Below are 16,084 nucleotides of genomic sequence, written 5' to 3' on the forward strand. Positions count from 1 at the left end.
GCCTCGTCAACGAGGGTGGACAGGATCTTCCGGCCGGCGGCCGGCGGCCGCGCTCTGCGGGCGCTCGGTGAGTGTCGAGCCCTTCTCTAGCAGCGCGGCCAGGCGTACGGCTGGCAGGTCGAATTCGTCCGCCAGCGCCAGCGCGCGGTCGGACCAGAGCAGCGCGGCGTCGGGGTCGCCGCGCAGGTACGCCGACTGTGCGATCGCGGTCATCGCCCGCGCCTGGTCGGCGCCGGGCGGGAGCTGCGCGATCAGGGTCCCGATGTCGTGCGTCAGGGCGCGCATCTCGTCGGTCTCGCGGGACTCCCATGCGAGGCGGACCAGGAGGTACAGCGACTCGGCCCGGTCGGTTGTGGTGTTGGCGAGGTCACGCCAGCGCCGGCCGTACCGTAGGGCGTCGTCCAGCAGTCCGGCCAGCCACGCCGCCCGCGCGGCGGCGGCGAGCAGGTCGGTGTCGTCGGGCACCTCGTCGAGGCCCATCTCCGCCAGCTGCAGGGCCTGGTAGGCGGAGCCGATGGAGAGGTAGAGCGCAGTGCCCCGGCGGGCCGCGGCGATCATGTCGTCGTACCGGCCGGCGCCGCAGGCGTGGTGCGCCACCATGGCCGGGTCGGAGGCATCACCGCTCAGGAGTACGTCGAGCGCCGCCTCGTGCAGCCGGCGGCGCTGCCGGCCGAGCATCTGGTCGGCAATCGCCTCGCGCACCAGCGCGTGCCGGAACGCGAACTCGTCCTCGCCGGACTCGACCAGGACGCCCCGGGTGACCAGGTCGCGCAACACGGCGATGAGTTCGTCCTCGCCCATATCGGTCACGTCGGCGAGCAAGTCGAACGGGATGCGGTGGCCGAGCACGGTGGCCGTCTCGACGATGCGGTGGCTGACCGGGTCGAGGTCGTCGACCTGGCGGCGTAACACCTCGGCGAGGCTCCACGGCAGCGGCTGCTCGACCAGCGCCTCCACGTCGTACCCGGGCAGCGCGCGCAGCAACTCCTCCAGGAAGAACGGGTTGCCGCCGGTGCGGTGGTGCAGCGCCGTCACGGCGCGCAGCGGCGCCGGAGCGCCGATGGCCGCCGCCAGCAACGCCGCGGTCTGCGAGGGGGTGAGGCGATCCAGGCGTACGTGGGTGACGGTGTGCCGGCGTTCCATCCGGGCCAGCAGGCCAGCCACCGGTTGGCGGCGGGTCACCTCGTCCGGCCGGTACGTTCCGATGAGCAGCCGCGGCCCGGGCTGGTCGGCGATCCGCTCGAACAGGGCCGCGCTCTCCGAGTCGGCCCAATGCAGGTCCTCGAAGACGATGACCGCGGGCGAGTCGCCGATCAGGTCGGCCAGGATGGCGAGGCCCGTGTGCAGACGCTCGACCGGGCTGCGCCGCGGGTCCGCGAGGGCCGCAAGCTGCTCCTCATTGCTCTCTGGGAGGCCGTCGATGGCATCCAGGAGCACCTCGTACGGCCGGGACAGCGAGCCGGGCTCCGCCTGGCCGACCAGCACCACGGTCTCCGCCGGCACGGTTGTCAGCAGCTCGTGCACCAGCCGGGTCTTTCCGATGCCCGGCTCGCCCGCGACGATCGCAACCGCCGGCTCACGCGCCGAAGCGAGCTGCGCCAACCGGCGCAGCTCGCTTTCCCGCCCGATCATCACTGGGCTGGCACCGCCGCGGATGGTTCGCACGGCGCCAGGGTACCGCCGGGCTGTCCGCGGACGGCCAGGGCTTTACGGGCCCGGCGAGCGCTGGTGAGTAGGCGCTCCCTGTCGGCCTCGGCGAGCAACTCGCGGCGACGATCGTTCGCCAGAGCCAGCATCGTGTCCGGGAGTACCAACATGGCTTGTCTCCTTGTCAACCGTTGATGGATCAATCGTCGGTTGACAAGGGGTGCTGCCACATCGGAAGCGTTTACCTATCTTCACTGTTCAGCGGGGTTTAGCGGAGTGCGCGGGCCGCCTAGGCATACCTAGTGCCTGGAATTGTCCGGCAGTAGAGGTCACCGGATGCGGGAGCTTCGGGGGCGCGGGGTGGTTCTGATCAGGACCGTTGGCGCGTCGCGGGACGGCGACCCTCGTGGTGGCGAACTGCACCAGTCGACTCGCGAAGGTGCCACCGTCGCGGCCACTCAGGCGAGACAGAACTCGTTGCCCTCGATGTCCTGCATCACCAGGCACGACTCGTTGTCGCCATCGGCAAGTAGTAGTCGCCCGCGTACCGCGCCGAGCGCGACCAGTCGTGCGCATTCGGCCTCAAGTGCGGCCAGGCGCTCTTCACCCACGAGCCCGGTGCCGACCCGCACGTCAAGATGCACCCGATTCTTGACGACCTTGCCTTCGGGAACGCGCTGGAAGTACAGCCGCGGGCCCACACCTGAGGGATCACTGCATGCGAACGCTGAACCCTGACGCTCAGGCGGCAGCGTGCGATTGAACTCGTCCCACGAAGCAAACCCCTCCGGTGGCGGCGGTGCGACGTACCCCAACAGCTCGCACCAGAAACGAGCGACGCGCTCAGGTTCTGCGCAGTCGAAGGTGACTTGGATCTGCTTGACCGATGCCATCGGCCCACCATAGAGGCGAGGTCTTTCGTCGCCTCCACGGGTGTAGGTTCTCAGCGAAGGTGATCCGGGGCGGCCAGCCGACCAGCGGTGGATCAAATTCAGTGAGAGCGCCAGGGTGTCTTCTTCTCACTGAACCTGATCTTTTATTGCCCGAGGAGACCAAGCCCTGTCTGCCAGGCTGAGATGAGGCAAACGTAGCTGCGTCTGTTCCAGCGTGTTCGCGGGAGGCACTCTATCGCTTGTTTGGCTCGTGGCAACAGGTCCGACGACCCTCTACGCGGCCAGCGCCCTGACGAACAGTCCGCCCGGCGGGCGAGCGGACGGGCTCACGAGCGCCATGATGGGTGGCGGTTGTGACGCTGCCGATCAAGGCGATCGAACGCAAGTTGGGCATCGGCCGGAACACAGTCCGGCGGGGGCTGGCGGCGGAGAGGCCGCCGCAGTATTCGCGGCCGGCGAAGTCGTCGATCGTGGATGCGGTGTAGCCGCAGATCCGGGCGTTGTTGCAGCTGTGGCCTTCGATGCCGACGACGGTGATCGCGGAGCAGATCGGCTGGATGCGGTCGTTGACGGTGCTCAAGGACAGGGTGCGGCTGTTGCGGCCGTTGTTCCTGCCACCGGGCCCTGTGCAGCGCACGGGCTATCTGCCGGGTGAGCTGGCGCAGTGTGATCTGTGGTTCCCGCCGACGGACGTGCCGTTGGGGGTGCGGACGCTGGGCACCCGCCGGCGCTGGTCATGGTCGTGTTACCCGCCGGCGTTGACTCCTTCGGGTGCGCCGAAGAGGTCACCGAGCAGGAAGCCCTGCTCAGAAGGTTGCTGGTGGGATTCGAGTCTCAGCTCCCGGGATCCATACCGACGCCACCACGACGGCACCCAGAGCCCTACATCGATGCGACACCGCCCCCGTGAATGGCGTCAGCCGGGCTTAGGACGACAGCCGGCACCATCCAGACGGGGAGCAGCGAACCCTGACCACTTCGGTCTTCTCTGGGAGATCACGTTGACCCGCTCACCCACATCACCGCAGGTCAGCGCGCTGTTCCGCGTCCGACTGCGGTGAGCACTTCGGGCGGGGTGACCACTTCGCCAACCTGCACCCAATCTGCACCCACATGCAAGGCCAGGCCACCCATCGGCTCCTTACCGCCCTGACCTGCGGATACTCCCCCATCAGGCGACATAGAACGCCGTCGACTGCTGCTCAATATGGCTGAGCGCTCCGTGTGAAGCAGGACGCTCCACCCACTGCGGCCTGCGGAAACGTAGGCCCGCAGGTCAGGGCGGGTGTTATTTGGCGCCGTTCGGTGCCGTTGGGTGCAGTTGACTGCCGTTCAGTGCGCCCGTGTGCTCCCATCTCGCTCCCCCGATCCTGGCCCGCACCGGCAGGTCGCTCGCCCGAGCCACGCCAGGATTGGTCCGGCAGCTCGCGGCGGGCGACCTGCCGGTGCGGGCCATGAGCCGAGGTCGCCGCTTGGCCCACCCCGACGGCCGGGCTCGGGTGGCGAGTGTTACCGGCACAGCCCAAAAGCAGTCCCCGTCGTGACGGATCACGTCTGCTCACGTCCCCGACGAAGGAGGCATCGATCAGATGTCCATGATCGTCGCTAACGAGAACTACGACTGGCACCCAGGCAGGCGTTCGCCCGACCACCCACCCCCGCTGGCGCGAGTCCACCGGGGCTCGTGTCAGCAGAGGTCCAACTGGTCATAACTCACCACGATCGCCGAGGCATCTATTCGCCGCTCCTCAGTACAGCCTGTGCGGCCCCTCCGCCGATCGAGTCCAGTGCAATCAGTAAGGGTCGGGTAAGGCGACGTAGACGGTCTCGAGGTATTCTTCGATGCCCTCGTGGCTGCCCTCGCGCCCCAGGCCGGACTGCTTTATGCCGCCGAATGGTGCGGCGGCGTTCGAGATGAGGCCCTGGTTGACGCCGATCATTCCAACCTCGAGTCGTTCCGCGAGGCGTAGGATGCGCTTGACGTCTTTGGTGAACACGTACCCGGCAAGCCCCACTGAGGTGGCGTTGGCTCGGGCGACCACCTCATCCTCTGTGGCGAATGTGCTGATGGCGGCCACTGGGCCGAAGATCTCCTCGTTGAGGATGGCCGCGTCGCGCGGGACGCCGGCGAGTACCGTGGGTGGGTAGAAGTATCCGCTGCCGGGGATTATCTGCCCGCCGGTGAGAACGCGTGCGCCAGCCTGCTGGGCGCTCGTCACGAGGGCGTGGATATCGGCACGGGCTTGCTCGGTGATGAGGGGCCCGATGTCGCTGCCGTCGACTAGACCGTTGCCGATGGTCAAGGAACCGAACATTTGGGCCAGCCGACGCCCGAATTCGTCGGCAACTGATTCGTGCACCAGCAGCCGATTGGCGGCGGTGCAGGCTTCGCCCATGTTGCGCAACTTCGCCAGCATCGTTCCCTGTACCGCCTGATCGAGGTCCGCGTCGTCGAAAACGATCAGTGGTGCGTTGCCGCCGAGTTCCATCGAGCAGTTCAGCACATTGTCGGCCGCTTGGCGCAGCAGTGTCCGGCCCACCTTCGTGGAGCCGGTGAACGACAGCTTGCGCAGTCGAGGGTCGGCGATGATGGCGTCGGTGACGTCATGCTGCTGCGCGGTCACCACGTTGACGACGCCTGGGGGCACCCCGCAGTCGGTAAGTATCTTGGCGAACAGCAGCGACGTCAGCGGGGTCAGCATCGCTGGCCGCAGGACGACCGTGCAACCTGCCGCGAGAGCCGGGGCGACCTTGCGGGTCGCCATCGCCAGCGGGAAGTTCCACGGCGTGATGAGGAGGCAGGGCCCCACCGGCCGCTTCGTGACGAGCTGGCGCAGCGTGCCCTCCGGCGAGGGTCGGTAGTAACCGGATACACGCGGCGCTTCTTCGGCGAACCAGCGCAGGAACTCGGCTGCGTAGGCGACCTCACCTCGCGCCTCGGTGAGCGGCTTGCCCATTTCTAGGGTCATGACACCGGCCAGGTCCTCGGCGCGGGCCGTGACGACGTCGAAGGCCCGTCGCAGCAGCTCTGCCCGCTGGCGTGCCGGAGTGCGTCCCCACCCCGGCTGCGCTTCCGCTGCCGCGGTCAGCGCGGCCAGTCCATCCGCGACCCCGGCGTCTGCCACACGGGCGATGACCTGACCGGTCGCGGGATTGTGGACGTCAGCGGATCCCCGCTCGCCGTCGCGCCACGCGCCGGCTATCAGCAGCTGTGCAGGGATATCGTCCGGCAGCCCGGCTTGCGTAACGTGTGTCATCGACGCCTCCAGATCAGGACAGGTTCAGGCGATACCTGGTGGCCAGCGCCTCCGAGCCCGGGCCGGCACGGACACATCGGCCCCGGCTCCGATTAGGTGTGCGCCGAGGTTCAGGCAGTGGCGGGCTAGGTCCTCGCCGAAGGAACGCTTCGCCAGCCGCTCGATGGGCCGACCCCGATCGGGTATTCACCAACTCGTCCTCGATAGCGCTGACGACTTCCTGATCAAGGATGGTCACTCTCACGGTCCTGTCGGCGTTACCACCGATGTCGTCGCCCACTACGCGAACGGCCCGTCCGAGCCATACGAGTCGGTCTTCTTGCGGGTCTCGGGCGGCGCTGGCAAGAACCTGTCCGCGGGAGGTGCCAGCGGGGGCGGCGGGAGCCGGTAACTCGCCGGCGTCACCGACAGCCGGATCGGGTTGGCCACAGCCGGAGATGGCGCGCCGGGCACCGTGACGACGGGTTCGAGGCCGAGCCGGGCCGCCAGTGCGAAGGCGTCGGCGATGTCGTTGATCGGCCCGGCCGGTACGCGGGCCTCGGTGAGGAGGTCGAACCACTCGCTGGCGCCTCGGGCTTTGAGCAGCGCGGTCAGCTCATCGAACAGCGCCGCGCGGTTGGTGACCCGGTCGGTGTTGGTCAGGAACCGGGGATCGGTCGCCAACTGCGGCCGCCCGAGGACGGTGCAGAGGGCACCGAACTGACGGTCGTTGCCGACCGCCAGGACCAGCGGGCGATCTGCGGTTTCGAAGACCTCGTAGGGTGCGATGCTGGGGTGCCGGTTGCCCATGATGCTCGGCACCACGCCGGCGCCGAGGAAGCCGCTGGCCTGGTTGGTCAGCGCCGACAGCAGGCTGCTCAGCAGGTTCACCTCGACGACCTGGCCCTGGCCCGTACGGTCCCGGTGGCGCAGCGCGGCCAGGATGCCGACGGCGGCGTGTAGCCCAGTGATGACGTCGACCAGCGCGACCCCGACCTTGGTCGGTGATCCTGGATGCGGCCCGGTGATGCTCATCAGCCCGCCGACAGCCTGCACCAGCAGGTCATAGCCGGGCAGGGCCGCGCCCTCCCCAGCGCCGAATCCGGTGATTGAGCAGTAGACCAGCTCCGGCCGGTCCCGCCGTACCTGGTCGGGTCCCAAGCCGAGCCGGGCCATCGCCCCCGCTCGGAAGTTCTCCACCACGACGTCCGCGCGGCCGACCAGCTCACGGGCTGCCGCGAGTCCTTGGGGCGTACGCAGGTCGAGGGTGCGGGACGTCTTGTTCCGGTTGACCGCAGCGAAATAGGTGGCAGTGCCGGAAGCATCGAAGGGCGGACCCCAGACGCGGGTGTCATCGCCAGCCGGATGTTCAATTTTGACGACCTCGGCCCCCAGGTCTGCGAGGAGCATGGTGGCGTAGGGACCGGCGAGCACCCGGCTGAAGTCGGCGATCACCAGCCCGTCGAGTGTCCCGATATTCGCGATCATGAAGATGCCCCGCCCCGCAGGTACACGGTCGTCGTACGAGTGAAGAACTCCCGCGATGCCCTGCCCTGCTCCTTGGGGCCGTAGCCGCTGTGCCTGGCCCCACCGAATGGGACGTGTGGATCGGCTCCGGCCGTTTCCGAGTTCACATGCAGGATGCCGACGTCAAGCTCGTCAACCGAGTCGAGCGCTCGGGCGAGGTCGTTGGTGAAGACCGCCGCGGAGAGACCGTAGGCGCTGTCGTTGGCCAGCGCGAAGGCGTCCTGAGCGTCGTGTGCGCGGACGACAGCGACGACCGGCCCGAACAATTCCTCCCGCCAAACATCGAGGTCGGTAGAGGGCAGCTCAAGCACGGTGGGCGGGACGAAGAAGCCTTCGGCGAGTTGCCCACCGAGGAACCCACTCCCCCCGGCCAGCGGGGTCGCGCCTTGCTGCACCGCAGTGTCGATCCCCCGCTGCACCGTGGCCTGCGCGGCGGCGCTGATCAGCGGGCCCACCTGCGTGTCGGGGGCGACGGCGTCCCCGACAACGAGCGATCGCGCCCGTCGGGTGAACTCGTCGAGAAATTCGTCGGCGATGCCCTGCTCGATGATGAGCCGGGAGGTCGCTGTGCACTTCTGTCCGGCGGAACGGAAGGCGCCGAGTAGAACATGTTCGACGGCGAGGTCGAGGTCGGCGTCGGCCAGGACGATGGCCGGATTCTTACCGCCCATCTCCGCCTGTACTGGGATACCCCGAGCGGCGCACGACGCGGCGATCGCGCGGCCGACCCCGGTGGAACCGGTGAAGGTCACGGCATCGACTTCGACATGGTCGACCAGGTGGCCACCGGTGGCGCCGTCGGCGAGGAGCAAATTGAGCACGCCTGGCGGAAGGCCAGCGTCGTGCAGCGCCTGGGCCAGCCGCATCGCCAGCAGTGGCACGACGCTGGCTGGCTTCCACACCACGGCGTTGCCGTGGGACAGCGCAGGGGCGATCTTCCACGCCGGAATGGCGATCGGGAAATTGAACGGCGTGATCACCGCAACGACGCCGACCGGCCGACGTGTGACCAGGAGGCGCTCCCCGCGGCGCGGCGAAGAATATATCTCCCCGGCTTCCCGGTCCGCCTCCCCCGCGCAGTATCGCAGGATCTGCGCAGCCCGAATGACCTCACCGATCCCCTCCGATGTGGTCTTGCCCTCCTCGGTGGCCAGGTCGTATCCCCAGTCGTCGGCCGATTCTTCGATGATCGTCGCTGCACGGGCAAGGATGGCGGCCCGCTCGTGGTGCGGCATCCGCCCCCAGGCCGGCTGGGCTCGCGCAGCCGCCGCCACCGCCTCGTCGACCTCGGCCTTCCCTGCCAGCGCGCCGGCTCCGATCACGACGGATGACCGTGACGGGTTGATCGACTCGAACTTCTCCCCGTGCCCGTCCTGCCAGCGGCCGTTCACGAGGTTCTTCAGGTCCACCGTCCTGCTTGTCCTTACTGGCTCGGTCACGACAACTCCCCAGGTATCAGTGGTCAGGCCGTTGTCACGGCTCAGCCGCGAAAGGACGCCAGGCCGGTCAGCGCCTGGCCGATGACCAGCGAATGCATCTCGCTCGTGCCCTCGTAGGTGAGGACCGACTCGAGATTGTTGGCGTGCCGCAGCACCGGATACTCCAAGGTGATGCCGCTGCCGCCAAGGATCGTGCGGCACTCCCGCGCGATGGCGATCGCCTCGCGGACGTTGTTGAGCTTGCCGAGGCTGATTTGTTCGGGTCGGAGGTTCCCCTCATCCTTGAGCCGTCCCAGGTGAAGGGCCAGTAGGTAGCCCTTGCCCAGTTCCAGAGTCATGTCGGCGAGCTTCTGCTGGGTAAGTTGGAAGCCGGCGATCGGGCGGTCGAACTGCACTCGGGCCATGGCGTAGTCCAGGGCCGCTTCGAGCGAGTCCCGCGCGGCGCCGAGCGCGCCGAAGACGATCCCGAAGCGTGCCTCGTTGAGGCAGGACAATGGGGCGCTCAGCCCCTTGGCCTGGGGCAGTTGCGCCGACGCCGGCACCCGGACGTCCTGGAGGGAGAGCTCGGAGGTGACGGAGGCCCGGAGCGAAAGCTTGCGAGTGATCTTCGTGGTGGTGAATCCCGGGGTGCCGGCCGGCACCAGGAAGCCGCGGATGCCCTCGTCGGTCCGTGCCCACACCGTGGCGACGTCAGCGAGGCTCCCATTGGTGATCCACATCTTGGTGCCGTTCAGCACCCAGTCGCTTCCGTCCCGCCGCGCGAAGGTGCGCATCCCTGCGGGGTTGCTACCGAAGTCCGGCTCGGTCAGGCCGAAACAGCCGATCGCCTCGCCGGTGGCCATTCGAGGCAGCCACTCCTGCTTCTGCTCCTCCGAGCCGTACCGGTAAATGGAGAACATCGACAGCGAGCCCTGCACGGAGACAAAGCTCCGGAAGCCGCTGTCTCCAGCCTCGAGTTCCAGGCAGGCCAGGCCATAGGCGACGGCGTTGGTGCCGGCGCAGCCATAGCCGTCCAGATGCATTCCGAGCAGGCCGAGCGCGCCGAACTCCCTGGCCAGTTCGCGGGGCAGCGTCGCGCTCTCGTACCAGTCGGCGATGTTCGGCATCAGCCGGTCGTCAACGAACCGCCGCACCGCCGCAGCGATCTCGCGCTCCTCGTCGCTCAGCAGCCGATCAACGCCGAACAACTCGAGGGGACGGCGGGGAAGGGAAGTGGTCATCTCATGTCTCCCAGGATAGACGGGTCAATGGCCGACGGCATAAGGTCCAAACCCTCGTCGACGAGGCGGCCGGGTACAACCAGCGGAGGCAGCGGTCAGCCGACCGCTGCGATCGAGCCCGCCGAGTTTGTGAGATCGTCGCGCCGGATTTGCTTGTACACCCTGCTCCGCAGCTCGGCGAACTCCCGCGTAGCCTTGGTGGCGATCTGGTCCCGGTGCGGACCGAGATGAGTTTCGACGAGATCGACGACCACGGTCGGCTTCTTGCCCATGACCAGCACCCGGTCAGCGAGATACACCGCCTCGTCGATGTCGTGGGTGACCAACAGGATCGTGATGCCCAGGTGACGCTTGACGTTGAGGGTCAGGTCCTCGAGGTCCGCGCGGGTCTGGGCATCCACGGAGGCGAACGGCTCGTCCATCAGCACGATCGAAGGGGCGTACGCCAGGGCCCGGGCGATGGCCACGCGCTGCTGCATGCCACCGGAGAGCTGCCACGGGTACTTGTGGACATGGTCCTTGAGGCCGACCTCCGTCAGCGCCGCCATGGCCTTTTCCGTACGCTCCGCCTTCCCGATCTTCGCAGACCGCAGCGGCAGGGCCACGTTGTCCAGCACCGAGAGCCACGGCATGAGCGAGCGGGAGTAGTCCTGGAAGACGATCGCCATCTCGGCGGGAGGCTCCGTCACCCGTTCACCGCGAAGCGTGACCGCTCCTGTGGTCGGGGCGGTGAGTCCCGAGAGGCACTGGAGCAGCGTCGTCTTGCCGGCCCCCGATGGCCCGACGATGCACATGAACTCTCCGGCGCGGACGGTGACGTTGATGCCGCCGAGAACCTCGTGGCCGCCGAAGCTCTTGCCGAGGTTTTCCACGACGAGCAGTGCGTCGTTCGGCCCGGTGGCCTTGCCGACGGTCGGGGTGGGGGTGGTCGTCATGGTCGGGCTCCTAGGAATTCTTCTTGATGTGCCAGTCGAGGATGTGCGCCTCCACCAACCGAAATCCGAAATTGAGGAGGTAGCCCAGCACGCCGAGCATCACGATTCCCGACCACATGTTGAGGATGTTGAAGGTGCGCTGGGAATCGAGGATGAAGTACCCGATGCCGCCCGGAGATCCGATCATCTCGGTCACCACCATGACCACTGCGGCGATGGCCAGGGACAGCCGCGCACCGGCGAAGATCTGCGGTGCCGAGTGCGGTACGTAGATGTAGCGGATGCGGTGCTTGAGGGAAAGCCGGTAACTGCTGGCAACGCGCAGGAGCACGGGCTCCACGGAGCGCACGCCGTCGATGGTGTTCAGCAGGATCGGCCACATCGAGGCAAGGGCGATCATGAACACCTTCATCCCGTCGCCGATGCCGAGGAAGAGCGTCGCGATCGGCAGCAGCGCGACGCCTGGAGTGGACCGGAGAAACTCCAGGAGCGGCCGGATGGCCTCCTCGAAGCGGGGCAGGAGCCCCAGGACGACGCCGACGACGATGCCGACCACCAGCGCCAGGCCGAAGCCAACGAGGATCCGTAGCAGGCTCGGTACCAGGTTCTCGACGATCCCGTCGAAGAACCACTCCTCGCCTAGCCGTTCGAGGATGCTGGCCAGTGGGGGGAAGTAGAACGACGCGCTGCGGGCGGACAGCACGAGCCAGAGAACGACGAGCAGGATCGGGAGCCAACTCTCCCAAACCACAGCCATGAGGCGTTTCATGCCGCACGCTCCCCGCGAATGATCGGATGCCACCAGAGCAGGCGGCGCTGGATGAAGACGACCAGCACGTTGATCAGCAGGCCGAGCATGGCGCAGGTGAAGGCGTAGGCGAACACCTCCGGTCGCCTCAAGGCCTCTTCCACGTTGGACAGCTCAGTGCCGAGACCAGGTGCGCCACCGATGTACTCGGCGCTGATCGCCATGAGCAGGGCCATGGTCGCGGCCAGGCGCATGCCGGTGGAGACGAACAGGGACACGCTGGGCGCCCACAGGTACCGCAACCGGTCCAGCGGAGACAGCCGAAACACCCGGACGACCCACTTGAGCAGGGGCTCTACCTGCTTGGCGGCGTACATGGACTGGATGAGCAGCGGCCAGATCGCGGCCAGCACGATCATGGTGATCTCCATGCGCGCGCTGGCCCCGAAGAGCAGGAGCACAAGCGGCAGGAGGGCGATCGTCGGAATCGTCCGGAAGAAGTCGATGATCCACCGGGTGCTCTGCGTGGCTCGCATCGACACCCCGAGGATCAGGCCGACCGGGATGCCGATGACCGCGCACAGCGCCAACCCGATGGCCCACGCGCGCAGCGTGGTGCCAAGGGCTGTCCAGTAATCGCTCGTCCCCCAGAGCCCGATGAGGGCCTGCAGGACCTTGACCGGGGTCGGAAGGCTGTCGCCGGCGACCCGGCTCATCGCGAGGAGCTGCCACCCGATCAGGACGGTGGCGATAGCGATGAGCTTCGCGCCGAGGCCGACCCGATGGCGTTTCCCGCCAAGACCGGCCCGGCGAGGGCCGGTCTTGGCGGGCACCGGAGCCTTGGCGGGTGCACCGGCTCGGGCTGTCGGTGTGCTGGTCATTTTTCGTGTCGCTTATGACAGGTCGGCCAAGACGCTCTTGGCATCGGGCTTGGTGGTCAGGATCTCGTACTTGACCGCCAGGTCGGCGATCTTGTCGATTCCCTCCTGAGTGACAGGGTCGGCCGCGAAGGTCTGGTAGAAGGCGGTCTTGAGCTGCTCGGGCTTGAAGTTCAGCTGCTGCTCGGCGATCTTCGCCGCCAGGTCGCGGTTGCCGTTGACCTGCTTGGCGGCGTCCTGGACAGCCTCGGCAAACTTCTTGACGGTGTCAGGGTTCTTGGCGATGAACTGCTCCGTCGCCACGTAGACCGAGGACGGCACTCCCTTGTTTCCCGGCGCATCCGTGTTCTGGACCAGCTTGACAGCGCCCGAACTGATCGAGCTCGAAGCGAGCGGTTCGTTCGGCGTGGCGGCGTCGATGTCGCCCCGCTGGACGAGGTCGATCATCTGGGCGGGCGGCACCTCGACGAACTGGATCTTGGACGAGTCCCCGCCCGCGGCGTCGACGACGGCGCGAATGTTCATCCACGTCTGCGTCTTGATGGCCGGGACGCCGACCTTCTTGCCCACGAGGTCCAGGGGCGATTTGATGGGGCTGGAAGCCTTGGCGACGACGCTCGCGGCCGACATCTGGCCGGCCTCGCCGTCCGTGGACTGCTCCCCGGCCCCGGCGATGATCCTCACCGGCAGGCCCTGGTTGCGAGCCTGCAGCAGGGTGAGGGTGTCAACCATCGCGATCTGCAGGTCTCCGCTGAGCAACTGCGGGATGGCCGCGTTGGCTGACTTGTTGGCCACCGGGGTGACGTTCAGGCCCCGCTTGGAGAAGTTCTCTTCGGCGATGGCGACTCGCAGTCCGAGGCCGGACAGGCTCGGGGCGGCGCCGACCTTCAGGTCGGTGACCTGCTTTTCTTCGCCGGCGTCGGAGGACCCGCAGGCGGCGAGCGCGAGGAGGACTGCACTGGCGGCTGCGGCGATCGCTCCGCGGAGCAGTGGTGGACGGGTTGTCGCGACGGACATGTCAGGGGGTTCCGTTCTCCTGATGGCGGTGGACGTGGACGGTGCCCGGCGGTGGATCCGCGAACGGCTGTTCGGGTACGCCGGAGGAACGCTCGCCCTGGCACATTTATGTAGTGCTTGGTTCAGGAACCATAGGAAGCGGTTCAGGCCGCCGGCAACGGCCTCTTTCCAGATGGCGCAATACCCGACCCGTCGTCCTCCGCGCGCTCGGCCGCGAAAGCCCGCTCGATCTGCCCGGCGGCCCGCACCAGGGCGGGACCGAGGTGGCGGGGGTCGACTCGGCGCGGCGGACCGGAGAGGCTGATCGCCGCCACGGCCAGCCCGTCCCGTCGGATCGGCGTCGCCACGCACACGTGTCCGAGCACCGACTCCTCCCGGTCGTAGGCCAGGCGCGTCGAACGCGTCTCGATCAACTGACGGTGCAGCAGACCCGGCACCACCACGGAGTATCGCGTCCGCCGCGGCAGCGGCCCCTGCAGCACCTCCTTCAGGACCGCCTCTGGCTGGAACGCAAGCATGGCCTTGCCCAATGCGGTACACGTGGCGGGCAACCGGCCGCCGACAGCAGTCAGCGCCGGAAGCGTGCGCAGCCCGACGATCTTGTCGACAATGACGATCTCCGGGCCGTCGAGGACCGCAAGTCGGGCCGTCATACCGAATGTCGCGTAGAGCTCGCCGAGGTACGGGGCCGCCTGTTCGCGCAGGCTCTGCAGCCGGCTGTTCACGACCTGGGTGCCGAACTCGAAGAGCTTGTCCCCCGGGCGGTACAGGGTGCCCTCCTTGGTCACGAACCCACCCTCGACGAGATAGGCCAGCAGCCGATAGGCGGTGGACACCGGGACGCCGGCGCGACGCGCTATCTCGCTCACGCCCATGGCTCCACGGTTGCCGACGAAGACGTCCAGCAGGTGGAGAGCCTTGAGAACGGAGGCCGTCCCCTGCTGCTCGCCCTTGGGGCCGACGGCACGAGGCAGCTCTCGGACACGGCTTGGCGCTTCTACCGCGATGGTCACGAGACCACCCCTTCGGATTGTTGTTCGGCTCGGGTGGCAGGTCTGATCGACATCTGTCAGCACGACGGGGAGGGGAGCCGTTTTGTAGTGCCTGACACAGCGAACTGTAGTGAGCGTTCCAGGCCGTGGCAAGGCCTTGTTGACCTGCCGGCGCAGGCCGGGGAGCATCACGGAAGTCACCTGACTCCCGTTTGCGCAACTTGAGGTGAGGCCGCCCGTGAACACCGCCCGACGCAACGCCCGTGGTGAAGCGAGCCTGCGCCGCATCCTCGATGCCACCCTGCAGTTGGTCGGTCGGTACGGGTACGACAACACGACCATCGCCCGGATCACGAAGGCGACCCAACTACCCGCCAGTTCGATCTACTGGTACTTCGAGAACAAGGACGATCTGATCGCGGCTGCCCTGGAGAGCTTCTACACGAGGTTCACCCGGACCCGCCGGTCATGGGAGGGCTTCGACCCCTCCCGGTCCCTGCTCGGTCAGTTGCTGGACGAGCTCGAGCCCGAGTTGCGCGTATCGGAGTCCGAGGAGCCCCTTCGGCTGGGCATCATGCTGGCCCTCGAAGGCGATGCCGCTCAGCCCAAGATCCAGGAACCCTTCCAGCGTCGTCGAGCCGGAGTCCTGGCCCGCATCGAGGCATGGTGGGATTCCGCGTTCGCGGCGTTCGGAGCCACGGGCGACGGCCGATCGCTGGGGACCTGGTGGATGGCCACGCTAACCCTGGCCTACCTGGATGGGCACTACATCTCCGACGTTCGAGTGGACGATCGGACCGCGGCCCGTCGCAGCCGCATCGTCGGGTATTCCCTCGCGGGCGCCTTCGAGGCGCTGCGCCGCAACGACGCCTTCTCCGCACCGCCCGGCACGAACATCGACGCGAGCCGGAAGGCACCCGCGAGCCGGCGTGCGCCCGATGACCACAGCACAGCCGACGCATTGCTGCGGGTCACCAGATCCCTCATCGCCGAGCGCGGCTACGAAGGCGCCACGATCCGCCGAATCTGTGACGCGGCCGGGGTACAACGCAGCTCGGCCTACTGGCGGTACAAGGACAAGGACGCCTTGGTCAAGGCCGCCGTGTCGGAGCCGTTCCTGGCCCTGTTCGCCGCGCTGCGGGCTCTGTCCGGAGCGGCACATGATTGGCCGGCGGACCTCGCTGGCGCCTTGGGTACGGCGGTGCGCTCGGCCCGCGCCCAGCCGGAAACGGTCAAGGCCGGCCTTCTGATCAGGGTTCGGCGCTGGGACGAGCCGACATCGAGCGGCGCCGCCGTGGTGAACGGGATCGCGGCCACCGAAGCGAGCCTGGCGGCGTGGTTCGACCGTGTCCTCCCGGCAGGGCACGGCACCGAGCCGATGGGAGAGCACCTGGCCTGGACGGTTACCCGCCTGACCGAGGGGCTCATGCTCGTCTCAGCACTGGGTCGACCCGTCCCGGCCGAGTCCGCGAGCGGAATCGTCGCCGCCATGTTCGCCAGCGTCCTGGACCATTGGCCGGCCAGGATCTGACGGCACCGGGCGCCGCGTCGG

14 protein-coding genes are annotated in these 16,084 nt (G+C 67.7%); 1 reads left to right on the forward strand and 13 read right to left on the reverse strand.

Features of this window, described 5'->3' with window-relative positions:
* Nucleotides 1–6: 6 nt before the first annotated feature.
* The 13 genes from IEY61_RS31430 to IEY61_RS23035 form a co-directional block, all read right to left on the reverse strand.
* A complete protein-coding gene (locus tag IEY61_RS31430) occupies nt 7–1,665 on the reverse strand; it encodes an ATP-binding protein (RefSeq protein ID WP_229706359.1) in 1,659 nt (552 codons plus the stop codon).
* Nucleotides 1,632–1,817 (reverse strand): hypothetical protein, encoded by a 186-nt coding sequence (locus IEY61_RS22980; protein ID WP_189047712.1) that lies wholly within the window; start codon nt 1,815–1,817, stop codon nt 1,632–1,634. The genes IEY61_RS31430 and IEY61_RS22980 overlap by 34 nt, the downstream gene beginning before the upstream one ends.
* Nucleotides 1,818–2,105: 288 nt before the next feature.
* Nucleotides 2,106–2,540, reverse strand: a complete 435-nt coding sequence (locus IEY61_RS22985) for a VOC family protein (protein ID WP_189047714.1) — start codon at nt 2,538–2,540, stop codon at nt 2,106–2,108.
* Between the two features lie 232 nt (nt 2,541–2,772).
* Nucleotides 2,773–3,120 carry a hypothetical protein gene (locus IEY61_RS22990; protein ID WP_189047716.1) on the reverse strand — a complete coding sequence of 116 codons (348 nt, stop codon included), beginning with the start codon at nt 3,118–3,120 and terminating at the stop codon, nt 2,773–2,775.
* 1,213 nt (nt 3,121–4,333) lie between these two features.
* The gene (locus IEY61_RS22995) at nt 4,334–5,797 is read right to left on the reverse strand and encodes an NAD-dependent succinate-semialdehyde dehydrogenase (protein WP_189047718.1); all 1,464 of its coding nucleotides are present in this window, start codon (nt 5,795–5,797) and stop codon (nt 4,334–4,336) included.
* Nucleotides 5,798–6,076: 279 nt separating this feature from the next.
* Nucleotides 6,077–7,264: a CaiB/BaiF CoA transferase family protein gene (locus IEY61_RS23000; protein WP_189047721.1), complete on the reverse strand. Its 1,188-nt coding sequence runs from the start codon at nt 7,262–7,264 to the stop codon at nt 6,077–6,079.
* Entirely contained in the window at nt 7,261–8,742 is a 1,482-nt protein-coding gene (locus IEY61_RS23005; protein WP_229706360.1) for an aldehyde dehydrogenase family protein, read from the reverse strand. The genes IEY61_RS23000 and IEY61_RS23005 overlap by 4 nt, the downstream gene beginning before the upstream one ends.
* A gap of 41 nt (nt 8,743–8,783) precedes the next feature.
* The gene (locus IEY61_RS23010; RefSeq protein ID WP_189047723.1) at nt 8,784–9,962 is read right to left on the reverse strand and encodes an acyl-CoA dehydrogenase family protein; all 1,179 of its coding nucleotides are present in this window, start codon (nt 9,960–9,962) and stop codon (nt 8,784–8,786) included.
* Nucleotides 9,963–10,057: 95 nt separating this feature from the next.
* Complete coding sequence (locus IEY61_RS23015) at nt 10,058–10,897, reverse strand: ABC transporter ATP-binding protein (RefSeq protein WP_189047725.1); 840 nt, start codon at nt 10,895–10,897, stop codon at nt 10,058–10,060.
* Nucleotides 10,898–10,907: 10 nt separating this feature from the next.
* A complete protein-coding gene (locus IEY61_RS23020; protein ID WP_189047727.1) occupies nt 10,908–11,666 on the reverse strand; it encodes an ABC transporter permease in 759 nt (252 codons plus the stop codon).
* Nucleotides 11,663–12,526 (reverse strand): ABC transporter permease, encoded by an 864-nt coding sequence (locus IEY61_RS23025; RefSeq protein WP_189047729.1) that lies wholly within the window; start codon nt 12,524–12,526, stop codon nt 11,663–11,665. Before IEY61_RS23025 ends, IEY61_RS23020 begins: the two co-directional genes overlap by 4 nt.
* A 12-nt stretch (nt 12,527–12,538) precedes the next feature.
* Nucleotides 12,539–13,540, reverse strand: coding sequence for an ABC transporter substrate-binding protein (locus IEY61_RS23030; RefSeq protein ID WP_189047731.1), 1,002 nt, complete (start codon nt 13,538–13,540; stop codon nt 12,539–12,541).
* 143 nt (nt 13,541–13,683) lie between these two features.
* On the reverse strand, nt 13,684–14,721 hold the full coding sequence (locus IEY61_RS23035; protein WP_229706367.1) for an IclR family transcriptional regulator: 1,038 nt from the start codon (nt 14,719–14,721) through the stop codon (nt 13,684–13,686).
* Nucleotides 14,722–14,770: 49 nt separating this feature from the next.
* Between IEY61_RS23035 and IEY61_RS23040 the strand changes: the two genes are divergently transcribed.
* Complete coding sequence (locus IEY61_RS23040; RefSeq protein WP_189047735.1) at nt 14,771–16,063, forward strand: TetR/AcrR family transcriptional regulator; 1,293 nt, start codon at nt 14,771–14,773, stop codon at nt 16,061–16,063.
* The last annotated feature ends 21 nt before the right edge of the window (nt 16,064–16,084 follow it).

Origin of the sequence: Micromonospora sonchi (genome assembly GCF_014646235.1) — a bacterium.
GTDB classification, from domain to species: domain Bacteria; phylum Actinomycetota; class Actinomycetes; order Mycobacteriales; family Micromonosporaceae; genus Micromonospora; species Micromonospora sonchi.